Genomic DNA, 23724 nt, shown 5'->3' on the forward strand with positions numbered 1-23724 from the left:
CAACTGAGAGTTCCAGGAAAGGCCTTATGAGGCGATCGCCGATGGCATCCTTCCGAGTCATGACGCTATGGGGCAAAGCCACGTCCTCGCCGCCTGCAGTACCGCTGCAGAGTTGTTCACCTGCGTGCTGCGCACGGTGTCCGGGTTGTCAGCTCCGGCGTGATGCAGCCATTCGCCCCACGGCATGAAGGCAGGTTCGTCTGTCGACTGACAGATCCTGGATCAGCAAAAGGCCCGAAAACTGCGCCAGCTGTCCCAATGGCCCATGCATCCATTCGCTGCGCTCCATGATCGCTACGTCCATGTCGAACGCTGTTGCATCATTCGTTCCATCATTGCGTCTACGTCGAAGTAGCCATAGCGAATCTCCGAGTAGTCATCGTCGGGTTGGATCTGAGGAGGCAATGCCGGTGAGCTGCCGGCGGCGAGAGCTGCGCCATGTCGCACCAAGCGCAGCCGAGATGCCAACCGATTCCGCTGCGAGAGGAGCTCGGACGCTGTAGTGAACCATTCCTGCTCTACCTGCATCACGTCGTTCGTGAGCCGCCGCTCCAAGTCCGCTCGGTCTTGCGGAGGCAAGTTGGCGTAGTACATCGAAACCGGATAGTCCAAGGTACAGGCTTTGGGCGAGCCGAGATAGTCGCTCTCATCTTGGTCGTAGTTCCAGGTGTTCCAACGATGAAACGCCAACGTCCACATCGGCTGTTCCTTCAAAGGATCTACCCTGCAAGCGAACTGGATGAGGATGTCGGCTGCAGCCTTGGCCGTAACTATCGACGTGGATAGGCCGATTGCCGAAATGAAGTCGTCCCACTGAGTTCCAGAGAGCTCCGCCAACGCCGAAGCGAGTGCTCGAGATTCCCTGGAGCCGTCGCGAGGATACTTATACGTAGCGCGCAGCCAGCTTCGCCAATGTTCCGTCCTCGCTACCTGGAGTAGTGTCTGGGTCAGCACCATTTCCACGTCGATATAGGGATTATCGCGCTCCAAATCTTGCAGGTGTTGAAGGCTCATAAACTTGAACGGAACGTTCTCAACCTGTAACGAGAGCAACGGAGCGTCGCCTGCGAGCACTTGGGCTATAGCCAAGGAAAGCATGATGCTGTCGCGAGCATCAACAATTCGCGCAAGCTCCATCGGCTGCAACTTCCACAGCAAATTGATGGCAACCCAGATGTCCGAGTGAAAGCTAGGAGTCAGGAAAGGCAGCATCTGTCGAAGCTTCTCGAAATCCCCAGCCTTGACCTGCTCGGAAAGCTCGACGAATCGTCTCGTTGAGTCCGCGCTATCGGCAACTGGAGCCCGCTCAACCGATTCCAGCAACATCTTGACCTTCTCGGGAACATTCGTATTTGCAAACTGTGTTGACACAGCGCTGAGTCCTTCGAGATCAATGTCCAAAGTGCCAATGGCGGCAAGGAGTACCTGCACATGTCTGTTGCTGTTCGGCGCTGTCGAGTCCCACTCGCTCAAGGCTTGAAGCAACCAGCGTATGGTGTCCACCCAGCATTCAATTTCATCATTCCGAGGTTGCTGCGACCTCAAAACGAATGACTCGCGCCAGGGGAATTCCTTGGCGATCGCATGTTCAAGGTCCCTAACCGCTACATTCACGCAATCACCGCCCTGCATGGAGAGCATGGCAAGCGCTTGCGTCACTGCCTGTGACTCTCGCACCGCCCCCGGCTGTGTTGCTCTAAGGAAAGCGTTCCGCGCGGTCAAACCTGCTTCGGAGGTCATGCTCTTGCTGCCCAGACCATGCAGTCTTCCCTGTTGAGTTCGTCCCAGAGGCTCAAGAATGCGTTCTGCACAAGTTCACCGTTACTCACCATCTGCAGGATGTGATGACTCTTGCCGAGGCTATTCACTGACGTTCCGAGTGACCAAGCTAGCGCGCGGCCGTCGTCCTTGGGAAAGATGAGGAAGCGATCGTGAAACGGCCAGCCGGCACCCTTACGGCGCATCCGGAAATCGAGCTTCAAACCAGCCTTGTTTCCGCCGGCGGCATTCAACTTGTCGCGTTGTTCATTCTTCCACTCCGAAGAGCGATCACTACTGTTTGCCTTCTGCGCCGCTATGGACGAGGAAGGTTCAGCATCAAACTGTTCCTCGTCCTCCTCCTTATCCAGCATGTCAACCAATGACGGTCTCTTTCCACCGGAGATCGCCCGCAGATCGGCTTCGGGATGCGGGCAGAAGAACAGCGTGTGAAGAACATCGTCGGCGGAGAGAAAGGGATCCCATAGCCAAGCACCCGATTGTCCATGCCTTTCCAGCAACCAGCGTATGTCCTCGAGCGCCTGGTCGCGCCCGCGCCCAGTGAATTGCCCGTACTGGATGACCTCTTTGCGCTCTTGGAGTTGCCGGGTGGAGAGCTTGAACACCCGCTCTGAGCGCCAAGGCTCCCGAGGCCGTTCCGGCAAACTGCCCACAAAGTGCGGGTCGCCTTTTTGATTGAGCACCACCGATTCTTTCTGTAGATCGCCATTCTTGTCAGGAAGCGAGAACTCCCTCTTGCGTTCCCCAAGGCTGCTGCCATCAACTACATGCGCTATGATTCCAATCTGCTGTACGAACGTTTGAACGGGCGTCACGCCAAGAATTACTCGGTTTTTATCATCCCAGATAATTGTGCGGGCTCCGCCTCCAGGGCTTCTCAGACGAAAAGTCGTCACTTCCGTGTTAGTGGAATGAGAGAGGGTTGACTTGGAGTCAAATGCGTCGACAGTGAAATCGTCATAGATTTCACAAGAGATACGCAGCGGCCGTGGCGATGCTTTGGGGTGCCAGGCAACTTGGACTTTCTGGTCTCCCTCCACGGAGCCTTTGGCTCTTGTGGAAATGACGGTGACTGGCAACTGCACGATGATGTTACCCAGGCGGTCAGACAGCCCGTCGATATCCATCGGTACCACCGACCTGACACCCTGTGCAAGATCGGCCAGCTTCCGTGAGTCTCGCAGCAGGAAGCGAGCCGCGTCCTTCGACCTGTCGAACAGTTCTAGGACGTGAGAGCCTTCATAGAAGTTGTTCTTCAGTACGCTATTCCAAGGATGAGGCTCATTGAAGTTTGCATGCACAAACTGCGGAACGACAGCTGAAAGCTGACCTAGCTTTAGTGGCTCTGGCCCGGTTTTCCATTCCCCGGTTTGCGCAAAATGCTGGATGACATCCAGGAGTCGCTGCGTATGGATGCGAAACCTGAAGACACCGAACTTGAAGTCACTACCCTTTATCTCAATCCGCTTGGATGTCAAGCATTCGATTTTGCTATCGCCTGCTGGCGGCGAGCCGGCCTCTGCGACGAAGAGGCTCATGAAGTTGGTAGCGGTGCCGTCCTTCTTGAAGCCAATTATCTCTGTGACTTCGAAGCTCTCATAGAATCCGATGACACCGGGCCGCAGCAGTCGCTTCAGTTCCTCCAGAAGGTCTTCAGGTTGCCACTTCATTGTTCACTTGTCCTCAGCACGGATTCTCAGCAAGCACACGCTACCCTATGCACTTGGATTACTGCACGGGCGTAGACTGGCCTCAGTGCATTGTGTTGGAGAGGGGGGCGCCGGTGCGCTTACGGCGATCTATCCACTGTTACGATAGTAATTCCTTGATGCGATGCTAGGCGGCTGATTCGATCTACCGGCCGATAGCTGGGTGGACAGCGGGGGCCTATTCCAATACCGCAGCGATCTTCGCAGAAGATGCAATCAGGTCTAAGTGCCCTCGCTGTTGGCAATAATAGGTCTCATTGGGGTGAAGCCCAACACTATATTTGAGGCCTTTGCTCTTGATGCTTGGTACGTCGTCCATTTGCTTGAGGACGGCTTGCTTTCGATCTCCTCGGTCACGGTACTCCTACCGGCACTGAGGCCTCGTTGCCTACTGCATTGTGATGCTCCGGCAAAGCGCAATGAGGTCATCGCGCTTCCTGCGATCGCAGTAGTCCCGAAGTAGCCTCGCATTATCTGCTCCTCTTTGAGAAGTTCTAGGCGGATCTGTCATCTAGCCCTGCGATCAAGTTTCTTCTCGAAGCCGACTTCTGCGCCAAGCGGAGATTGGCGCAGCGTTTACGTCTGTTTCCGTTAAGTCGCTGTCGGTCGGCTTCCGTGTAACGATTGATCCTCGAGCTAAACTTACTTCAGACACTTAATACTCCAATGAAGCGGGATCCTCCTGCTTCGCATGAACGCCATGCATAAGCGCCATAGCACCGAGTACCAATTATGAAAGACAAATCCGAGTTCCTTTACTGTGTCTTCATAGTGGCTGCGGCCATCTTGTCAACCGTAGCCCGATGTTCGTTCACTCGTCCAGATCAGTTTGGTCGCGATTCTTGCGATTGAGCCAACAACCTTAGGTAGACCCACAAGGCCCGGACTTTCCGGGCCTTGTGCTTTATGCCGTCATTGAAAGGAGATTGAGATGCATCAAGTTGAAGCCATTGTCCATGTGGGCCAAATGTCTAGGGGTGACAAAAGTGAAGAGGCGGCTATCAGAAGAGCGCTGAGGATCCTTGAGAAGAGAATGTGCACCGCAGGCCCGCTCCTGAACGATCCTGATGTGGCCGGGAAGTTCTTTCGACTTCGCCTTGGGGGCGAGACGCGCGAGCACTTTGAGGTGGCATTTCTCGATACGCGCCATCAGCTGATTGCCGTGGAGCGGCTGTTCTCGGGTTCCATTGATGGTGCTCAGATCCACCCGAGGGTTGTGGTTCAACGCGCTTTGGCGCAGAACGCTGCCGCTGTTCTGCTAGCTCATAACCATCCGAGCGGGTGTTGTGAACCCTCGATCGCCGATCGTGCGGTCACCTCTCGACTAAAGGATGCCTTGGCATTGATGGACGTGAGGGTGCTGGATCATCTCGTCGTGGCAGCCGGGCAGAGCGTATCAATGGCTCGGCTTGGATATCTCTAGAGCTACGGAGCAGAACTATGGATAGAGAGAAGAAGTCTGGACCGCAAGCCCAGGCTGCACAGGCGCGTGCGCGAGCGGCGGAGCTGGATCGTCAAGCTCGAGAAATTGAACAGTCCGCTGTTCCTGGGAACTGGCGTCACCGAGCCAGGGTAAGGGAGGCTGCTAGTAGGCTTCGCCTGAGGGCGGGGGCCCATTTGGTCGAGGCACTAAGGCTTGAGGAACTGGCTGAACGATAGGGCCGGATCCGCAGGTATCCGATGGGTCAAATGCCATGGAAAGGGCAGCTTCAGAGCTCCGCCTTGATTAACAACTCCGAAGCCCTGCAGCCGAGGGCCTTTGCGATCTTCAGGATGTTGAGGATGGTGACGTTCCGTTCGCCGCGCTCAATCTTTCCCATGTGAGATCGATCCACGCCGGCAACGTCAGCTAAAGCTTCTTGGGACATCTTGAGCTCTTGCCGACGCACGCGAACTGCCCTGCCTAGGCGGACCAGATCATGGTTGGTGCTTGCGATTCCGGAGACTCTTGTCACGGGCGGAATCGTCCGCCTATGATGCCCTAACGGCCACGGTATTTACGACCCATTTTGTCTGTGCTGGCCTGTATGCAAAGGATCTGGGCCGTTATGGGCGGGTGTGCCTTGACCTAGTTCCCATTAACGGAGAGACGAATGTCCGAAGAAGACCACTACGAGATCCTCGGGGTTCGCCCCGAGGCTCCTCTATGGGAGATAGAGCTGGCCTTCAAGGGCCGGCGAACCCAGTACCACCCGGATCGCTACACAGCAGGGGACGAAGCTGCTATCGCATGGGCGACAGCCAAGATGCAGGCGGTGAACAAGGCCTACTCCGTCCTCAAAGATCCAGAGCAACGCGAGCGTTTCGATCGATCACGGGCGGCGGGGCGATCCAGATCTGAGCCTGAGCAGGAGTTCCGTAGAACCAAGCCGGAACCACCGCCGCTGCGCACGCTCCGCCAAGCCCTGAAATCGCTTGAGTTCACCAATGAGCCATTCGAGCGGGTGTTCGTCGCGCCGTACATCCCACGAAAGAAGCTGCAAGGGGCCTTGGACAGCTATGGCATGGGCCTGCGTGCCCAAGACGTGGTCGCGCTCATTGACGACACGGTCTTTGGCGGCGCGCGCGAGGGGATATTGATCACTGAGACCCAGATCCGGAACAAGGCCAAGTTTGAAGAGGAGGACACCCGACTGCTCGGCTATCTATCGGACATCACGGCGCATGGGACGCGTATTCGGATCAATGGCGAGTTGTTCGCCACGCTGAGCATTCCAAACCCGGATGACCTGGAACTGTTGTTCGAGGCGGTGAATGCGCATCTGCAAGAAGCACACTAACTTCAACCAATAGGGAAGAGATATGAGGTACTTGATTGGCCTGTACGGCGTAACCGTCCTGATTGCAACGGTCTGCTTTTATATCTGGGGACGTTATGCCTACAAAGGATTCTTCTTCAACCTTAGTCATGGACTGGTATGGCCAGCAGTAGTGTTCCCATCCTTGGGAAGGCTGATCGGAGGTCTGGTCTGGCTGGTTGTCATCGTCGGGATACTGGCACTGGTGAAGGGGCGGTAAATATGCGTATCAAAAATATCTTCAAGCATCGGGAGGATGCTTGGTGGCATCCTGTTCTCGGGGTTGATCACGCTTATGAAAATTATTGGTCGAAGGGGGAGGTATGAGAAAACTAGGGGTGGTATGCCTGCTGGTTGTAGCGTCATCCATTGTGCTGACTTCATGCGGCGGGAAAATAAGGAGCGAAGTCGTAGCGGCGTGCATGCGAGGTGGAGGGCCAAAGGAGAATTGCACGTGTTTCTACAAAAAACTGGAGGACAAGTACGGCATAAGTACTCTGGAAGCTATGCGGGATCATGGGCTGGCGCCGCCGGATTTTGGTCAAAGCGTTGTCGCCAGTGCTGCTGAGTGCAGTGGGTTGGATTCAGCCGTCGCGATGGAGATATTGGGTGTGGATCCCCGGTCTACGCCCTCTGTAGTTCCGATTGATCCTGAAGCACCAAGTACGCCAGTCCAACCGGGAGAGAGGCCGTCGGCACCTGAATTTGCCTCCGATGAAGCGACCATTGACGCCGCGATTGCCGTAACAGGAGGAGTCGAGTCGGGTGAGGAGTTTAGAGAAGGGAGGAAGACGGCGTCGGGTGATGTTGATGGGAACGGAGTCCTTAGTGATCGCGCTGTCTTGTTCACGATTGAGGTGGGCTCGCAGAACCTATCCACTCAGTACTTGGCTGTGTTCCTGAGGCAGGACAACGGGAGCTTGAGGTTCGCCAGTGCTACGCCAGTGGGCGGGCGAGGCAATATAGTCGACGACTTGGTCATCGAACATGAGGAAATTAGGCTAAGTACATTGGAGTTAGGACCGGACGATCCTGATTGCTGTCCGACCCTTGAGAGGCAGATTAGTTATGTGCTGCACAACGGTAAGGTCAAACGCGTGAACTGAACTGGCTGCCAGTTTGTAAAGCCAGCAGGATATTTTTCTCACAGCTATGGATGGAAACGGCCGCCAAGTGCGGCCGTTTCTACGTTGGACAAACGACGTTGACTCTGAGGAAGGCGAATGTTGGATGGCACATATCAAAGTCAATAAGGTTTGAACTCCATGCCCTACTTGTCAGGTCTAAAAGCAGATCAGAGTGAACTGGGTCGGGGTGGATGGCGCACGCCTTCCGTCCAAATGGATCTGGATTCTTCGTGTTGAGGATCAAGTTGGCTCGGTAGTGAGTGATTGGAGGACGTTTGCAAATTTGAGGAAAAATTGTTCATCGACACACCTCTGCGATTGCAATGAACTAGTCCCAACTGGACGACAACCTCCAGCCAGGAAATCCGGCCGGATTCCTTTTCTATCCAAGTCGTAACCCAAAGGAATCCATCATGAATACCTACTCAACCCATCCGCACACCGGTATGGACTACACCACTTCCGTGCCTGAAGCCGGACGTGTCGACCTCGATGCAGGCTGGCCAGACAGCCCGACCCTGCGCCTCAAGGAACTGCTCAAGCTGCTCCGCGTGAGTAGGAGCAAAGCCTACGAGCTCATGAAGACCGACCCTGACTTCCCCAAGGGCGTCCCGCTCTACGACGGAGAGCAGTCACCCAAGTTCTATTGGACTCGCGAGGCTATCGCCTGGGCCGAAGGTCGCACTACTAAGTTCCGCACCCAGCAGAGGGGCAATTGATCATGAGTAACATGATTGAAGCTCCAACAGAGGCTCGTAGCTCTCTGGCACAGCTGGAGCGGGCCCTGAATCAGCGACTGACCAGCGGCAAAGGCAAGCTCGAATGCGACTTCAGGGAAGCATACCCGCTGCTGGAGCAGTACATCGCGCGGAAGATGCGCAAGAAGGCACTGATGGAGTTGTTCAACACGGCCTACGAGCACGAGTTGACTTTGGTTCAGTTCCGCAAGTTGCTGAATGCCGAGCGTGAGAGGCGTGCGGTATCTGGGGACGTGATGATCTGCACCGCATGCGAACGGCCGCTGGCTTCCGCCACGAATGAAGCTATGCACACCAACAACGGGGAGGCGGTGTGATGAACAACATGCCAGTCAAGTTGACCCCCAGTTATCCGCTAGGTGCCTTCCACCTCATAACGCGAGAGGCGGGCTATGAGCTGGTCCGAAACGTGCAGGCACCGGACGCGTTGATCGGGATGGGCATGATCAATGCGATCTCGATGGCCTGTCAGGGGTTGATCGACGTGAGGTTGCCGACTGGGCAAGTGCGCCCGGTCTCACAGAACCTGTTGCTTGTCGCCGAATCGGGCGAGCGCAAGTCGACCGTGTCGTCGCTGTTGCTTGCTCCCTTTCGCGAAGCCGATGCGCAGGCACTGATCAGCCACACGCTGAAGATGGAGCAGTACCAAGCCGAGCACGGGTCGTGGGTTGCCAAGGGAAAGGGCCTTCGTAACGCCATCAGCAAGGCAGCCAGCAAAGGAAAGCCGACCACGGACCTGGATGACCAGTTGCTTGAGCATGTTCGTTCCATGCCCATAAAGCCCCGTCTTCGTCACTTCCTGCGCCAAGACATAACGGCCAAAGCCGTGATGGAGGCTCTGCAGGGTAACGGCGAGTCGATTGCGATTACCACGGACGAAGGCCACATGCTGTTCAAAAGTGAAGCCATGGCTCACCTTGGTCTTCTCAACCGTCTCTGGGACTCTCCGGAAGTGCTGCCTCTGGATCGCGCAGAGAACGAACGCTTGCTGGCGATGAACCCTCGTGCTTCGGTCAGCATCATGACCCAGTACGCACCGTTGAAGCAGTTCCTGGATAGACGCGGATCGGTTGCCAAGGGAAGCGGTCACTGGGCGCGCTACCTGGTTGGTTGGCCGTCGTCAACGATGGGCCACCGCCAAATCGATGCAAATGAACCGGTATGGGAGCACCTGCCGACCTTCCAGGCACGCATAAGGGAGCTGTTGGGCAAGTATCGCGACATGATCGAAACGGGTGCGATGAAACGCGAACTGATCGGGTTCACGGTGGATGCGAAAGCCCGCTGGGGAGAGCTCGCGAGCCAAACCGAAAGCATGCTGCGCATGGGTGAGTACCTTAGCGACATTCATGATTTCGCTTCGAAGGTGATGGAGATCCTCGCTCGCTTGGCAGCGGCAATGCACTACTTTGCTGGCGAAAGTGGCGACATCACGCTCGATACCCTGGATCGGGCGTTTGCCATCGTCCGATGGCATGTCGACGAGTACAAATATCTATTCTCGCCCCAATGCACGGCCCCCCAGGATCAGATCGATGCCCGGGTAGTGGCAGCCTACCTTCATTCACGTATCTGGGGTGGACTGACATCCGATACCCATGTTCCCAAGAACCATGTCCTGCGTAATGGGCCGGTGCGCAACCGTACCCGCCTGAACGATGCCCTGGCACTGCTGGAGGCGAAGGGAGCCATCTGTGCATACATCGACCGTCGAGACAAAAAGACATACCTGCGTCTGAACAACAACTTCTTCTGTGAGTGGAGGCAGTAGATTTCACTCTTATGGCGAAGCGTGATCCCGGCCATTGGCCGGGATCATTTCGTGACTGACAGCGGTGGAAGTGCATGCGATTCTGCGACTGTGTCGCTGAATCGCATGGCTATCAAGCTCGCGGTGGCGGAAACTAAGTGGGGGCATCGGCAGCTGTGCCAGCCGACCGGCACTTCGCGTACTGCTCTTTCTCGGGATCAGCCATGCTTTCGATGAAGCGTTGGCCTAGGTGGCGTTCGGCATGCCGCAGTACGCCTTGATCACGCAGGCTACGGTGGTCGACTCGGGCTTCATGTCCGTACTCAGCCAAAACTTGGTTCTGCGTCTCGGCCACCAGCTCGCGGATTGCCGTCACCTGCTGTCGCAGTTCCATTGGGCTCCGGCCTCCGCTGTCCTTGCGGCACCCCCCTGCGTCCGGCTGCCGCCCGTTGTAGCGCGCGAACATCTTCTCCGGCGCTCGGCCGACACCATCCGGAATCCTGTCCGAGCACATCAAGTGAACGTGGGGATTCTGGATGCCACCCAGCTTCCCCTCCGGTGCGTGGATAGCGTACTGGTACGGTTTGCTTCCGACCAAGTTCACAACCAGTCGCTCCGCAAGGTCAATTAGCTGCAGCGCGCTCAGTTCGTTCGGCAATGCGATCTCGTGCTCGCGATAGGCCGCGCCGTTGGCCCGTTCGTGCCGATCTGCCATGGCCCAGAACAGGCCGGGATCACCCTCGGCCCAGTTCGGCATGTTTCCGTGGCTTGAGTGGATCAGGTCTGCACGAGCGCTGTGCGTCCCTTGTCGATCAATGTAGTTGGCATGTCTGCGTGCACTGCCCTTCTTCCCGCTCTTGATGCTGTAGTGGAAGCTTGCCATCAGTGTATCACCGTTTCTCTATGGACAAAAAAAGCCGGCAAGATCGCTCTTGCCGGCTGCCGTGGAGATGGGGTGCGGTCCGTTCCGCCTGTATTGGGAGAAAAGGTAAGTGCGCGTGCGCAATCCTCCCCTTTATCCATTGCACTCGTTCATTATTCAATCTGTGCCATCGGACTGCATGTTCCATCTCCATAAAGATAGGAGTGATAGAGTGGAAATTTACATACCTCTATTCTCGTCGTAGGCCATGAACCCACTCGTACATCGCTTCTGCCCGGCCATACATCGCTACATAGTCATGGGCAGATCTAACCATGTGATCGCGATATGCATTGATGAGCTCACTAATCCGAGCAGGGTCCAGTGATGAATAGATCTCTTTGAGAAGCTTCGCCTGCTCAGTCTGCAATGGTCTGTGAGAACGCGTCGCGTGAGCTCTTCCGAGTAGGGCGTGGGTGTACCAAAGTGTTCTTTCACCATAGATGAAAGATGCGGCTGGTGATAGCTTCTTTTCCTTGCGTGCGATGAAGGCATCCAGCTGCTTTTGTGGTGAAATTAGCCTGGAACTGTATCGCCTGGATGTCATTGGCTTCGACTTCATCTTCCGCTGGTGCAGAACGGAGCAGAAGGCGGCGACAATATGTACGATTCCAATCGGATTCGGATTTTCATCACTGGGAAGTTTGGAGAGTGCCAAGTACACGGCTAGGGAAACCAGTGCTCTGGTAGCGTCTTTTCCAGTGAGGATGTCTCTTTTGTTGTAGGTGAAGCCAGTGGCCGCCGACACAAGGCGTGCAACCTCCGATGCATTCTTGATGCAGAATGCCGGAACCTCACTCAGGGACATGAAAGGCGTGTGCGCTTGAATGGTCACACCTTGCGCAGGTGGAATATTTTTGCAGATATGACTGAAGTCAATCTGCATGTTGTTTATGGTCCTGTCATTTGGGATGGCGCGATTCGTAGTGATTTCGAACTGCAAATGGTGCATGAATTCAAGAGCTCGGAGGTGGGTATGGGCCGCCAGGTATAGCTCTTGATCGCGCTTCATGGGCATGAAAGCGCTCATGAACTCTTTTGTCTTTTCAATCAGGTATGCATCCGCCTTAAGCAATATCTCCTGGTCATTATCTATATGAAGACGAGTGAGGAGGACTTTGTCGATCGCCTCGTTTGTGTCCCGCCAATGTACGTGAGGGGTGTCGTGAGAGCCGAGGATGGATCCAATGCTTTCCCTTTCTTCTGCGGAGAGGTCAGTCTCTAGAACACTGGTAATGCGACGCTTTACCTCAAGAAGTGTCTCACTTTCCTTTGTGGGGGAAGATGTGAGTATGTTGAGTATGGCCTGTGAATTGTGGCCGGGTGGCTCAAGCAGGCTGATCAAATGTGTACCGCTGTTGTAGCTATAGTTGTAAAGCGTCTTTATGGTCTTGATGTCGGCGATCGGGTGCTCTTCAGAAATACTCTTTAGAGCCTTTCCTGAGATAGATCGAAGCAGTCTGAGGACGGGTTCCAGTTGGCGGATGCTCATCTGCATGCCACCCACATTGAGTGATTCACCACGTGTGGTCGTTGTGCTTTCGTAGACCAGCTCGTTCATCAAATCCTTGATCGTTGCAGTCTGCGTGCCACCCATGTCTCTGTTGCCTGTGAAGTCGAAGCGTGGGGTGTATGTGCTTGGTTCTACTTTGTGCAATGCCATTGCGTTTTTGGCTCCAGTTGTTACAGAGTGCTGCTATTGCTTTGACTTCCCCGCACATGCCCCAAGCAGGAATGATTGAAAGGGAGGGCAAGGGCGATAAGTTCGGTCGTTGTTGCGCAAATCTTCCCATTGGTCGGCTACGTCAGTGGCGTTGCCTGCCCAGAGCTACGGGCGATCTGGCAGGAATATCTCAACCTCCAGTCCTGACCCGATGCTGGAACGGGCCGTCAGGCGGCCTCCATGGGCTTCCACGATGCGCCGGGTGAAGTGATACCCCAATCCGTCGCCCTTCTTCCCCAACGAGGCAGTTCCCCGGAAATAGGGCGTACCGAGCCTGTCCAGCTCGCCTTGGCTCATGCCGGGGCCTTGGTACGCTACCCGGATGCATAGCCCTGCGTCATCCAGCGTCGCGGCAAGCTCCACCTTGCTTTGTGGTGGCGAGTACCGAAGAGCGTTGGCCAGCAGGTTTCCGACGGCGACTCCCACCAGCGTGGGATCGAGGGAAAAGTCGCCATCCGAGCATTCGCCCAGGCGTAGATGCCCGCTCGCCACCTCGCCCTGCCGCTGGACTGCATCTTCCGGCAGGCCACGGATGGACCAGGACACAGGCGATACCGCAAGCGCACCATGATCCGGCGCCTCGGTCATCAGGAAATGATCGACGAAGCCGGAAAGCGCCGCCGCGTTGCTACGGATCTGTGCCAGCCGCTGCACCTCCGATGACGCAAGCCCCGGCGTCTTGATCTGGATCATCTGCGCGGCGCGGTCAATGGCCGCAAGAGGGTTGCCGAACTCGTGGGACAGCATCGCCACGAGCTGTCGTTGCTCTTCCGAACGACGGGTGGCGACGGTGACTTTCTGCTCGGCGGCTGCCTTGTCGTACTGCAGCTGACGCAGACGCAGCGCCAGACCGTAGCTCATCACCAGCACGTGCACCAGCGGCGCGATCTGATAGAAATTGGCGGTCCCGCGCTTTGTGACAACAGGCCCTAGTCGGCAGCGGTGTTGACTGTGGTATTCAGCGCCGCGAACGTCGGCGGTCTCCTTCCAGGTTACACGGCGGACCCTGATCCCCATACCGCGAACCTCTGGGCCAATGGTAATCTCCGCATCAGCACATTGGAGTTGGATCTGGAAGACGGCGGCGGCCTGAGCACCTTGGGAAAAGCCAATACCAACGGCGCCTTCCGCAACATAGGCAATGGCTCTCTGCGCTGGGTAAGCATCACCAATCACGGCCGTAGGCATGTACAGAGCTGGGACAGTGGCGCCGCCGCCATGCCTTGCGATCCGGCCTCGCTCAATGGATTTCGGCCGGCTTGCCGAACAGGTAACCCTGGTACTTCTGGCAGCCGTAGCTGAGCAGCCGGGCGTGTTGTGCTTCGGTCTCCACGCCTTCGGCCACGACCTCCACTCCCATCGATGCCGCCAGCGCTAGGATCATCTTGACGATGGCCATGTCGTCCGTGTTGTTCTGGATGTCCCGTACGAACGATCGGTCGATCTTGAGCTGCTCCACCGGAAGTTGCCGGAGATAGCTCAGCGAGGAGTACCCGGTGCCGAAGTCGTCAAGCGAGAAGCGCACTCCGCGCTTGCGCAGCAGTTGCATCTTCCCGATCACGGCGTCCAGGTTGGTGTGCAGCATGCTTTCAGTCAGTTCCAGGCGCAGGTTGCGGGGATTGGCTCCGGTACGTTCAAGCACGGTTTCCACGCTGGAGACGAAGTCGGGGTCGTGGAGCTGGCGTGCGCTGACGTTCACCGAAATGCTCCATTGCGAGCGGACTGGGTCGTCCGCCCAGTCCTTGATCTGCAGGCAGGCGGTCATCAGCACCCAGATGCCGAGCGGCAGGATTACGTTGACCTGCTCGGCCAATGGAATGAAGACGTCCGGCGGCACCATGCCAAGATTTGGGTGTTGCCAGCGCAGCAGCGCCTCGTGACCGGTCACGCGCATCTCCACGTCAACGATGGGCTGGTAGTGAAGGCGTAGCTGCTCGTCCTCGATGGCGCGGCGGAGATCGCGCAGCAGGTTGCTGCGGTTTGCCATCTCGGCCTGCAGGTGCGCGTCGAAGAACTGCAGAGCGTTGCGGCCGCTTTCCTTGGCCTTGTAGAGCGCCTGATCAGCGCGCTGGATCAGTTCGCTGGCATCGTAGCCGCTGTGGATCATGGTGATGCCGATGCTGGCGGTGACGTTCAACACCGTGTTTCCCAGCCGGTAGGGACCGGCCAGAGTTTTGCGTATACGCTCGCTGATGTCCGCAGCGCGCGCGATGGCATCCTTCGACGTGGGACCCAGGTTATGGAACAGCACGCAGAACTCATCGCCTCCCAGCCGCACGATGACGTCGTCGGGCCGGGCCGCTTCCTTCAGGCGGGCGGCTACCTGCTGCAGCAGGCTGTCACCCTGCGGGTGGCCCTGGGTGTCGTTGATCTCCTTGAAGTGATCCAGGTCGATCATCGCCAGTGCGCCGAAGCTGTGCACCTGCTGTGCCCGCTCGGCAGCGAGAGTGAGCTGCTCCATCATCAGCCGCCGGTTGCCCAGTCCGGTCAGGGCATCGTGGTAGGCCAGCCGCCGGGCCTCCTTCTCGGCCAGCTTGCGCTGGGTGATATCCGCGCGGATGGCGATGTACTGCGCAGGCCGCCCGTTCTCGCCCAGCAATGGCACGATCGTAGTCTGTACCCAGTAGAACGAGCCGTCCTTGGCACGGTTGCAGATATCCCCGCTCCATACTCTGCCGCGGCCGATCGTGGCCCACATCTCCTTGAAGAAGGTCTTGGGATGCCGCCCGGAGTTGATGATGCGATGGTTGCTGCCAATCAGCTCCTGCCGCGAATACTGCGAGATCTGGCAGAACTTGTCGTTGACCCGGGTGATGACCCCCTTGTGATCGGTCATCGCGACGATCGCGTGCGCGTCCAGCGCGGCACGCAGCTCGCTGGTCTCGCGCACGGCCAGGTCCAGCTGCTGTTGGGCGCGGGTGCGCTCGGTGGTGTCCTGGAAGAAGGCCAGAACGCCTCTTGTCGCATTGTTGTCGTCGCGGTCGGGAACGGCGATGAAGCTGTGGTGCAGTTGTTCTCCTGCGGCCGAGTCCAGGTCATAGTCCTGCTCCGTCCGTTCGCCGCCCAAGGCGCTCAGCAGGCCAGGAATGATTTTCGCCGCAACCTCCGCCGGCAAGACCTCGCTGATATGTTTCCCTTGGATGCTCTCCAATGGATGGGCCAGGCTCCGTTCGACCGTCGGGCTGGCAAAGCACAGGCGCAGGTGGCCATCGAGCTGCATCAGCCCGATGGGCATGTTGTTCACCAGTGAACGGTACTCCGCTTCCTTCCTGGCCAGACACCGGCGCGATGCCACCATTTCCTCGTAGGGCAGGCGCATCGAAGCGAGGTAGATGCCCCGGAAAACACATAGATAAGCCAGCACCTTGTAGACATGCCCCAGCAGCACGCCTGCCTCGGTCGGGGTGCTCCAGCGGATGAAGCCCAGCTCGCCGATTCCCAGAATGAAGCTGGCCTTGGCGAGGGCGGTGAACAGCGGGCGCTCGGTCGTCGCCCGCGCCATCCAGGCCGCCATCAGCAGATAGCCGGCGCATAACGCCAGGCCCAGGCGGGCATTCACCGGCATGCCTCCCAGCCCTTCGGTGAACAATGCCGATTTCCATTGCCCGGCCTGAGGTTCCAGCAATGCCATCAGCAGGCTCACGACGATGCCAAGCAGAAGCCACAGGCCGTGGGGGCCCCTCAGCACCAGCCCGCTGAGCAGCAACACGAAGCCGATCAACTCCGCGATGCGTCCGGACAGCCAGAAGAATATCGCCTTGGACATGCCGTTGGGCGAGAGCAGGGACGGCATGCCGCTATAGGAAAGCGCATGCAGGAAGTCCAGCGTCGCTACTGTTGTAAACACCAGAATCAGGCTGTTGGCCAATGGCGGTCGGTGCGTGTCGAGCGTCTGGAAGGACGCGATGACCACCAGCAGCGATACCACTATCGAGAACATCTCCAGTGCGAAGTGGAGCGCCGGCAGCGTGCCGGCATGCGGACCGAGCAGGTCGACACGCGGTCCGTACAGGGTGACCAGCATTGGCAGCACCAGAAGCGCACCAACGAGGGGCAGGCCCCGCCGGGATTGTGCCACCGGAAGATTCCCGCTCCCCTGTTGTATGCCTGACCGGGGCATCTTGCTTTGAAGTCGCATTTTCATCGGACGTTGCATGTTCATCGACGGAGGGCTCACTTCCGGATTGGGAGTGGCTGGAGTGGCACTCTCCCAAGCGGGGATCTAGAACTCCTGCCATTCGTTATTGTTGGTAGTGGTGGAGGCCGACGGGGTTGGGCGTGCGCGGGATGATGCTTGCGGTTGCGGCACAGCCTTGAGTATCGGCCGTATGGTCGGTGCCGCCTGGGCGGGGGTGGTGCGGAACATTGCTACCGCGGAGGCCAGTTCGTTGGCCTGCTCCTCCATCGAACGGGCGGCGGCGGTGGCTTCTTCCACCAGCGCGGCGTTCTGCTGGGTGGCTTCGTCCATCTGCACCACGGTCTGGTTGACCTGCTCGATGCCGGCGCTCTGTTCCTGCGAGGCGGCGGAGATCTCGGCCATGATGTCGGTCACGCGTTGCACCGAGCTGACGATCTCGCCCATGGTGGAGCCGGCCTGGTGCACCAGCGCCGAGCCTTCGGACACCTTGCCGACCGAATCCCCGATCAGATCCTTGATCTCCTTGGCAGCACCGGCCGAGCGCTGGGCCAGCGTACGCACCTCCGAAGCGACCACAGCGAAGCCGCGGCCCTGCTCGCCAGCGCGTGCGGCTTCCACTGCCGCGTTCAGGGCCAGGATGTTGGTCTGGAAGGCGATGCCGTCGATGACGCTGATGATGTCGGCGATCTTCTTCGACGATGCCTCGATGGCCGACATGGTGGTGACCACTTTGCCGACGATGTCGCCGCCCTGGGAGGCCACGCCATGCGCATCCTGCGCCAGCTGGTTGGCCTGGCGGGCGTGCTCGGCGTTCTGGCGCACGGTGGAGGTCAGTTCCTCCATCGAGGCAGCGGTTTCCTCCAGATTGGCGGCCTGCTGCTCGGTGCGGTGCGACAGGTCATTGTTGCCGGTGGCGATTTCCGCCGCCGCGCGGTGGATGCTGGACGCCGCGGTCTGGATGCGGTCGATGATGCCGGTGAGCTGGATGACGGTGGCGTTGGCGTCGTCGCGCATGTCGGCGAACACGCCGCGGTAGTCGCCCTCCATTTGCACGGTGAGGTCGCCCTGCGAGAGCGCGCGAAGCACGTTGGAGACCTGCTCGACGCTGCTGCCGATGGCCGCCAGCAGGCCATTGAGTTGCTCGGAGATCTGCAGCAGGAAGCCACTCTTGTCTTCCAGCCGGATACGGCCGGACAGGTCGCCGCGCGAGGCGGCGACGATGATGTCGCTGACCTCCTTCTCGATCTGTACCTCGATAGTGCGGTCGGCCCACTCCACCACATAACCGACGCGCTTGCCATCGGCATCATTGACGGGGTTGATGATCTGGCGCATCACGTGTCCGCCGACGGTGATCTGCGCGCGGTGGGTGCCCCGCAGGTCGCCCAGCAGCTTGCGCTGGTGCGGCGGATGCTTGTGGAAGATGTCGATGTTGCTGCCGATCAGCGTCTTCATGTCGAAGTTCGGAAGATCGTGGCGCATGTCCTGTTCGGCCTTGCCCAGCATCTCCATCAGCGGTTGGTTGGCGTAGATGATGTTGAGGTCGGCGTCGGCGATCATCACGCTGGTGGTGACCTCGTTCAGCGCGGTGCGGATGCGTAGATTGGCTGCGGACTGCTGCTTGATCTGCTGTATTTCATAACCCTGCCGCACCTGCATGGCCTTGATCGACCGTGCGAGGTTGCTGATCTCGCCGTCGCCGAGGATATCGATCGAGGCAGTGTAGTTGCCTTCGGAAATGGAGCGCACTGAGCTGGCGAGCGCGGCCAGCCGTCGGCTGCGTCGGTGTGTTTCCCGAATAAGCGCGTAGCCCAGCACGCCCGCGAGCAGGCCGCAGGGGAGCGCCAACCAGGCGCTCCCCTGCGCCAGGCAGAATCCAAGCATTCCCACTGCCGCCAGTGCAAGCAACTGCATCGCGACCTGGACGTGGTTGCGCCGGAGCAACAGGTTGAACCGACGAGCAAGGCGTGGCATCCACGTGGCTTTGACCACTCTGCCGTGGGAAATGGTAAGGCCCGGTTCGCCATTCCGGATCCTGGCGTAGGCTGCTTCGGCTTCCTGGATTGCCTGTCGTGTCGCCTTCCGACGCACTGACATGTAGCCGATCAGCCTGCCGTCTTCATAGCGCGGGGAGAAGTGCGCCTCGACCCAGTAGTGGTCGCCGTTCTTGCAGCGGTTCTTGACCATGCCGACCCAGGGGCGCTCGGCTTTCAGGTCTTTCCAGAGATCCGAAAACGCCAGTTCCGGCATGTCCGGGTGACGGACGATGTTATGGGCCTTGTTCACCAGCTCTTCGGTGGTGAAGCCACTGATGTCAAGGAAGTCCTGATTGATTTCCTCGATGACACCTTTGATATCCGTCTTCGAAACGATGGTGCAGCCATCGCCAAGAACGATCTCATTCCCGGTTACTGGAAGATTCCTGCGCATACGCCTATCCGCTCGATCAAGGGGAATGAAGCAGGCCCGCGAGCGCGGGCCTGTTGGTGGAGAGTGGTGTCAGAACTCCTGCCACTCTTCGGCACTTGTGGCCATCGCCGATTTCATGGGACGCGGGGCGGAGGCCAGCTTCAGCGCGGGGGCACGGGGTGCTGCGGCAGGGCGGGAGAGGAGGCGGTTGGCGGGCCGACTGTTGGCGTTGGCGCTGCTGGTCCCCGTACGGAACACCGATACTGCCTCGGCCAGCTGGGTGGCCTGCTCCTCCATCGAACGCGCGGCGGCGGTGGCTTCCTCGACCAGCGCGGCGTTCTGCTGGGTGGCCTCGTCCATCTGGGTGACGGTCTGGTTGACCTGCTCGATGCCGGCGCTCTGTTCCTGCGAAGCGGCGGAGATCTCGGCCATGATGTCGGTCACCCGCTGCACCGAGCTGACGATCTCGCCCATGGTGGTGCCGGCCTGATGCACCAGCGTCGCGCCTTCGGACACCTTTTCAACCGAGTCCTCGATCAGTTCCTTGATCTCCTTGGCCGCACCGGCCGAACGCTGCGCCAGGGTGCGCACTTCCGAGGCGACCACGGCGAAGCCACGGCCCTGTTCGCCGGCACGGGCCGCTTCCACCGCGGCGTTGAGCGCCAGGATGTTGGTCTGGAAGGCGATGCCGTCGATCACGCTGATGATGTCGGCGATCTTCTTCGAGGAGGCCTCGATGTCGGCCATGGTGGTGACCACCTGGCCGACCACCTGGCCGCCCTGCGAGGCGACGCCGGCCGCGCCCTGGGCGAGTTGGTTGGCCTGGCGCGCGTGTTCGGCGTTCTGGCGCACGGTGGAGGTCAGTTCCTCCATCGAGGCGGCGGTTTCCTCCAGGTTGGCGGCCTGCTGCTCGGTGCGGCGCGACAGGTCGTTGTTGCCGGTGGCGATCTCCGAGGCGGCCAGGTTGATGCTGGCCGCGGCCTGCTGGATGCGGCCGACGATCGAGGTCAGCTGCGCCACGGTGGCGTTGGCGTCGTCGCGCATCCGCGCGAACACGCCCTGGAACTCGCCGTGCATGCGCGCGGTCAGGTCGCCGCGGGCGATGGCCTGCAGCAGCGCGGAGACCTCGGACAGGTTGCCGTCGGTGGTTTCCATCAGGCGGTTGAGCCCGGCCACCATGTCGCGGAAGTCGTGCTCGAAGCGTGTGGCACCGCCGCGCACGCTGAAATCGCCCGCGGCTGCGGCGCTGGCCAGCCGCTTGATCTCGGCATTGATCGCCGACAGGCTGGCCTTGGTCTCGTCCATCGCCTGGGTGATGGCGGCCTTCTCGCCGGGCAGGCGGTCCATGTCCACCGACAGGTCGCCGCGTGCGTAGCGCTTCATCACCTCGATGATCCGCAGCTTCACGCCGATGTGCTGGCCTACCAGTGCATTGCTTTCATCGATCATGCGCCGGTAATCGCCGGTGAATGGCGAGGCGTCGATGCGGTAGCTGATGCTGCCGGCTTCGTGCTGGCGGGCCATCTCGCCCTGTGCGGCGATCACCGACTGCAGCTGGCGCTGCATGTGCTGCATGGCGCGCAGCAGGTCGGCGACTTCATCCTTGCCGGACAGGTCGATGCTGTTGTCCAGACGGCCGGCGGCAATGCCGTTGGCCACGGCCACCGCGCTGGCCAGCGGGCGGGTCAGGCTGCGGGTGATCAGCAGGGCCAACAGGACGCCGAGCACGATGCTCAGCAGGCCGATGCCGAGCGAGAGCTTGCTGGTCCAGCTCTCGGTGTCGTAGTATTCGTCGCTGCTCTTGCGGGTCAGCTCAACCTGATGCTTGAGCAGGTTGGCGATGCTTTCGTTCCACGCGACGGCGCGTGGTTGCAGCTTGCCGAGAAGGACCTGGATGGCCGCATCGAAGTCTCCCGCCTGCATGAAGTCGTCCAGTTCCTGCGTCGGTGCCATGGCGAGCTGGCGGGCCGCTTCAATCTCCGCGACCATCCGGTCTCCGGCCGCATCGCGGGGGATCTTGATGTACTGGCCCCAGATTTCATCGTACTTGCGGGCGAGCTCTCGGGTCTGCGCCGCATCCTTGTCGAGACCGTCGCCGCGCTTGATCAGCATCAGCCGGCGATGCATCAACACCGCGTTGTTGGTGTCGAGCATCTCGTTCAACAGGCGCATCTTCACCATGTTGATGTCGGTCAGATACTTGAACTGGTCTGACTTGAGCTTGTTGCCGTACAAGGCGACAACCAGCATGGAAATGAGCAACAGCAACAGCGTGCCGAAGCCGACCGCCAATCGCGATCCAACTTTCAGATTCCTGATGGAAGACATTTCAAACCTTTTTTGGGGAGTCCTGGGCGGTGGCCGGAGGCTTGCATGCGACGCCTGCGGGCCGGACGCGGATTACGCCCACATGGGCGAGGGTGGGTGTTCCTGAAATGACAAAGGGTGGCTGAATGACGAAGCCAGGCAGCGATACACGGCCTGCTCGCGGCGAATTGATACGGCTATTCCCCTTGCGGCCGGTACGCAGTGGGCAGCGTGGCAATAACAACGTCGGAAATCTGTAATGGGAATTCTGTTCATCGGCTGTTGCTGGAGCGGCTTGGCTAACGTCATGGACCCTTGAAGTCAAGCATATGGCGAGAGATGCGAGGTACCCGCGGCGCTCCGTTACTATCGGCCAGTACAGGGTCGAATTGAGGTGCGAAAAGGATGGCGGGGAAATAAATATTCATCACCCCTACTGATTAGTCTTCTATTCGCAAATCACACAGTCTGGTTAGTTTGGGCGGGGGACGTGTCGGCTAGACGAAGTGTGCCCACTGATCAGTAGGGGGGGCTCCGGGCTGATACCCATTCGAACAACATCTTGCAAAGAGAAGATGCTAAATCAGGAACAGAAAGACGCAATACACACTCTGTGGGACGAGTTGGCCGACTTTGGCGCAGACCGCGCCGAGGTGGCATGCAGGCATCTTCAAAGCAGGCTGTGCCACATGACGGGCGCCTTCAATTCGACCTGGAACGGGGCGATATGCCTAGGCGCAAAGCCGGATTGCCTCGATCCATTTGAGGGCTGGCGCATACCGGTCACGCAGCTGCTCTACCCCATCGACTCTCCTTCCAACAGCGGTGCGTTCAAGGAAATCCAGGAACTCTGGAATCGCGGCATCGAAGCCGACCCCCATTTCATGCTGGCAATGCGGAATGTCGGGAGCTTCCGCGCCTACGGGTTACGCAGGGACATGCCTCCGGAATGGTTCGACAGTCCGTTCTACCGCAGCCATTTCGCGCGCTTCGGAATAATGGATTCCCTCTGGATCGGCTTTCCGATCAATGCGGACGCCGAGTCGCACTTCGGCTTCCATTCCCATGCGCCGTTCAGCGACCGGGACGTGGCGCTGCTTTCCTATGCGCTGCGTGGAATCAAATGGTTCCACCGGCAGTTGATGATCATCCAGGGGTCGCTGATCGCCAAATCGTCACTGACGCCGACCGAACGCAAGGTGCTCAGGCTTCTGTTGACCAAGGCCTCGGAGAAGGAGATTTCCGAGCAACTGGGGCTGGCCGTCTCGACCACCCACCAGCATGTCGTTTCCCTGTTCCGGAAGTTCTCCGTCCGCAGCCGCGCCGGGTTGATGAGCCTGTGGCTCAGTGACTCTGGTCAATAAGGCTTCGCCGGGATGGCCCCCGTTTGAGGGTATCCCGGCATTTCTGGAGGACAGCTGTCGACTGACCGGCAGTTCAGTAGAGGCAGGCGCGATTCAACTTGGGCCCACATCCGGACGCAGCAGCTCGACATGTTCTCCGGCCGGACCACGCAGGCCACGGCGTCCCTTGCTGCCGAACAGGTGTCGCCAACCGGCGGCATGAAGAACAGAGTCGTCCATCTCGGGCAGGCACAGACAGAGGCTGTACAGGCCGGTCCTGCGCTGCGCATGATCGGGCGACAGCTCGACCTGGTCGATCTCGACCAGGCATTGTCCGGGCATCGGCACCACTGCTACCGGATACTGGCCCTGCAAAGGTTTGCCGTGGGCGCGATTGAGCACGGTGATCTTCGTATCGAACATCCAGCCCGGGGTGCCGAGCAGGGCTGACCAGGCTGCATGCGAGGCCGCGCGGTCGGGCGTGCTGATCACGCCGATGAAAGGCGTGGCGACTGCGTCTTGGGTCATCGGCAGATCGAACGGCGGTACCGCGGCCTTGACCTGGGTGAGGTAGAGCAGTTCGCCGGCAGGGCCCAATACCTGTGCGGCGCGGATGGCATCGCTGAGTTCCAGGTCTGTCGGTGCGCCGAGCATGCGAAACGGCGCATGCAGGCCCGCCGCAAGCGCGTCGATGTCGCCGACCAGTATTTCCAGCGAAAGCCAGCCATGATGGAACATGGGCTCGTAGGCTGCTGCCTTGCGGTCCTCGATCACCCGCAGCACCGGCTGGCCTGCGCTGTTGGTCAGCCAGGCCAAGGGAGCGCCGGCGAGGTCCGGCAGGTCGAGCGCCACGGCATCGGCGGCGTCGAGCGTACCTTGCTGCTGCACACCCATCGCCAGTTGCGTGATGTAGGCCACGCAGAATGCCTGCAGGTCTGGTGCGAGTACGGTGGCGTGGACG

Annotated in this window: 17 protein-coding genes and 1 pseudogene; 7 read left to right on the forward strand and 11 right to left on the reverse strand. The window is 59.1% G+C overall.

Features of this window, described 5'->3' with window-relative positions; all coding sequences use genetic code 11:
* Positions 1-294: 294 nt before the first annotated feature.
* Together AC5P9L_RS16590 and AC5P9L_RS16595 are read right to left on the reverse strand one after the other, a co-directional pair.
* Positions 295-1740 carry a hypothetical protein gene (locus AC5P9L_RS16590; protein WP_161771015.1) on the reverse strand — a complete coding sequence of 482 codons (1446 nt, stop codon included), beginning with the start codon at positions 1738-1740 and terminating at the stop codon, positions 295-297.
* Positions 1737-3449, reverse strand: a complete 1713-nt coding sequence (locus AC5P9L_RS16595) for a VPA1262 family N-terminal domain-containing protein (RefSeq protein ID WP_495230675.1) — start codon at positions 3447-3449, stop codon at positions 1737-1739. The genes AC5P9L_RS16590 and AC5P9L_RS16595 overlap by 4 nt, the downstream gene beginning before the upstream one ends.
* A gap of 970 nt (positions 3450-4419) precedes the next feature.
* Here AC5P9L_RS16595 and AC5P9L_RS16600 point away from each other — a divergent pair.
* On the forward strand, positions 4420-4911 hold the full coding sequence (locus AC5P9L_RS16600; protein WP_161771018.1) for a JAB domain-containing protein: 492 nt from the start codon (positions 4420-4422) through the stop codon (positions 4909-4911).
* 286 nt (positions 4912-5197) lie between these two features.
* On the opposite strand, the gene AC5P9L_RS16605 is transcribed toward AC5P9L_RS16600, so the two are convergent.
* Positions 5198-5443: a helix-turn-helix transcriptional regulator gene (locus AC5P9L_RS16605; RefSeq protein WP_323162941.1), complete on the reverse strand. Its 246-nt coding sequence runs from the start codon at positions 5441-5443 to the stop codon at positions 5198-5200.
* Between the two features lie 138 nt (positions 5444-5581).
* On the opposite strand from AC5P9L_RS16605, the gene AC5P9L_RS16610 reads away from it, so the two are divergent.
* The 5 genes from AC5P9L_RS16610 to AC5P9L_RS16630 all read left to right on the forward strand — a co-directional run bounded on the left by AC5P9L_RS16610 (position 5582) and on the right by AC5P9L_RS16630 (position 9942).
* Entirely contained in the window at positions 5582-6268 is a 687-nt protein-coding gene (locus tag AC5P9L_RS16610) for a J domain-containing protein (protein ID WP_161771020.1), read from the forward strand.
* A 341-nt stretch (positions 6269-6609) separates the two neighbouring features.
* On the forward strand, positions 6610-7392 hold the full coding sequence (locus AC5P9L_RS16615; RefSeq protein ID WP_171968828.1) for a hypothetical protein: 783 nt from the start codon (positions 6610-6612) through the stop codon (positions 7390-7392).
* 434 nt (positions 7393-7826) lie between these two features.
* On the forward strand, positions 7827-8132 hold the full coding sequence (locus tag AC5P9L_RS16620) for an AlpA family phage regulatory protein (RefSeq protein ID WP_161771022.1): 306 nt from the start codon (positions 7827-7829) through the stop codon (positions 8130-8132).
* Positions 8133-8134: 2 nt separating this feature from the next.
* Entirely contained in the window at positions 8135-8488 is a 354-nt protein-coding gene (locus AC5P9L_RS16625; protein ID WP_161771023.1) for a hypothetical protein, read from the forward strand.
* Positions 8488-9942 (forward strand): YfjI family protein, encoded by a 1455-nt coding sequence (locus AC5P9L_RS16630; protein ID WP_161771024.1) that lies wholly within the window; start codon positions 8488-8490, stop codon positions 9940-9942. Before AC5P9L_RS16625 ends, AC5P9L_RS16630 begins: the two co-directional genes overlap by 1 nt.
* Positions 9943-10075: 133 nt before the next feature.
* Here the strand turns inward: AC5P9L_RS16630 and AC5P9L_RS16635 are convergent, their stop codons facing one another.
* From AC5P9L_RS16635 to AC5P9L_RS16665, 7 genes and pseudogenes are all read right to left on the reverse strand, one after another.
* Positions 10076-10804, reverse strand: a complete 729-nt coding sequence (locus AC5P9L_RS16635; protein ID WP_161771025.1) for a MobA/MobL family protein — start codon at positions 10802-10804, stop codon at positions 10076-10078.
* 229 nt (positions 10805-11033) lie between these two features.
* Positions 11034-12506 (reverse strand): hypothetical protein, encoded by a 1473-nt coding sequence (locus tag AC5P9L_RS16640; RefSeq protein WP_161771026.1) that lies wholly within the window; start codon positions 12504-12506, stop codon positions 11034-11036.
* Between the two features lie 165 nt (positions 12507-12671).
* On the reverse strand, positions 12672-13754 hold the full coding sequence (locus AC5P9L_RS16645; RefSeq protein WP_161771027.1) for a sensor histidine kinase: 1083 nt from the start codon (positions 13752-13754) through the stop codon (positions 12672-12674).
* Positions 13755-13806: 52 nt separating this feature from the next.
* A complete protein-coding gene (locus AC5P9L_RS16650) occupies positions 13807-16590 on the reverse strand; it encodes a bifunctional diguanylate cyclase/phosphodiesterase (protein WP_171968829.1) in 2784 nt (927 codons plus the stop codon).
* 198 nt (positions 16591-16788) lie between these two features.
* Positions 16789-19134, reverse strand: a complete 2346-nt coding sequence (locus AC5P9L_RS16655; protein ID WP_161771029.1) for a methyl-accepting chemotaxis protein — start codon at positions 19132-19134, stop codon at positions 16789-16791.
* Positions 19135-19203: 69 nt separating this feature from the next.
* Positions 19204-20688 carry a methyl-accepting chemotaxis protein gene (locus tag AC5P9L_RS16660; RefSeq protein WP_495230676.1) on the reverse strand — a complete coding sequence of 495 codons (1485 nt, stop codon included), beginning with the start codon at positions 20686-20688 and terminating at the stop codon, positions 19204-19206.
* Positions 20674-21441, reverse strand: a pseudogene (locus AC5P9L_RS16665) (MCP four helix bundle domain-containing protein); the annotation flags it as partial. The pseudogene AC5P9L_RS16665 and the gene AC5P9L_RS16660, both read right to left, overlap by 15 nt.
* Positions 21442-22109: 668 nt before the next feature.
* Here AC5P9L_RS16665 and AC5P9L_RS16670 point away from each other — a divergent pair.
* Positions 22110-22784, forward strand: coding sequence for a response regulator transcription factor (locus AC5P9L_RS16670; RefSeq protein WP_161771425.1), 675 nt, complete (start codon positions 22110-22112; stop codon positions 22782-22784).
* A gap of 93 nt (positions 22785-22877) precedes the next feature.
* On the opposite strand, the gene AC5P9L_RS16675 is transcribed toward AC5P9L_RS16670, so the two are convergent.
* Positions 22878-23681: a hypothetical protein gene (locus AC5P9L_RS16675; RefSeq protein ID WP_161771423.1), complete on the reverse strand. Its 804-nt coding sequence runs from the start codon at positions 23679-23681 to the stop codon at positions 22878-22880.
* Positions 23682-23724: the final 43 nt, after the last annotated feature.

This window comes from Stenotrophomonas sp. YJH_SMC_64 (assembly GCF_059371375.1).

Excerpts from the sequence above, each read along its gene's own strand:
- AC5P9L_RS16590 (WP_161771015.1), bottom strand. The coding sequence starts at position 1,740 with ATGACCTCCGAAGCAGGTTTGACCGCGCGGAACGCTTTCCTTAGAGCA.
- AC5P9L_RS16595 (WP_495230675.1), bottom strand. The coding sequence starts at position 3,449 with ATGAAGTGGCAACCTGAAGACCTTCTGGAGGAACTGAAGCGACTGCTG.
- AC5P9L_RS16600 (WP_161771018.1), top strand. The coding sequence starts at position 4,420 with ATGCATCAAGTTGAAGCCATTGTCCATGTGGGCCAAATGTCTAGGGGT.
- AC5P9L_RS16610 (WP_161771020.1), top strand. The coding sequence starts at position 5,582 with ATGTCCGAAGAAGACCACTACGAGATCCTCGGGGTTCGCCCCGAGGCT.
- AC5P9L_RS16615 (WP_171968828.1), top strand. The coding sequence starts at position 6,610 with ATGAGAAAACTAGGGGTGGTATGCCTGCTGGTTGTAGCGTCATCCATT.
- AC5P9L_RS16620 (WP_161771022.1), top strand. The coding sequence starts at position 7,827 with ATGAATACCTACTCAACCCATCCGCACACCGGTATGGACTACACCACT.
- AC5P9L_RS16625 (WP_161771023.1), top strand. The coding sequence starts at position 8,135 with ATGAGTAACATGATTGAAGCTCCAACAGAGGCTCGTAGCTCTCTGGCA.
- AC5P9L_RS16630 (WP_161771024.1), top strand. The coding sequence starts at position 8,488 with ATGAACAACATGCCAGTCAAGTTGACCCCCAGTTATCCGCTAGGTGCC.
- AC5P9L_RS16635 (WP_161771025.1), bottom strand. The coding sequence starts at position 10,804 with ATGGCAAGCTTCCACTACAGCATCAAGAGCGGGAAGAAGGGCAGTGCA.
- AC5P9L_RS16640 (WP_161771026.1), bottom strand. The coding sequence starts at position 12,506 with ATGGCATTGCACAAAGTAGAACCAAGCACATACACCCCACGCTTCGAC.
- AC5P9L_RS16645 (WP_161771027.1), bottom strand. The coding sequence starts at position 13,754 with ATGCCTACGGCCGTGATTGGTGATGCTTACCCAGCGCAGAGAGCCATT.
- AC5P9L_RS16650 (WP_171968829.1), bottom strand. The coding sequence starts at position 16,590 with ATGCTGGTCACCCTGTACGGACCGCGTGTCGACCTGCTCGGTCCGCAT.
- AC5P9L_RS16655 (WP_161771029.1), bottom strand. The coding sequence starts at position 19,134 with ATGCGCAGGAATCTTCCAGTAACCGGGAATGAGATCGTTCTTGGCGAT.
- AC5P9L_RS16660 (WP_495230676.1), bottom strand. The coding sequence starts at position 20,688 with ATGCAGCACATGCAGCGCCAGCTGCAGTCGGTGATCGCCGCACAGGGC.
- AC5P9L_RS16670 (WP_161771425.1), top strand. The coding sequence starts at position 22,110 with ATGACGGGCGCCTTCAATTCGACCTGGAACGGGGCGATATGCCTAGGC.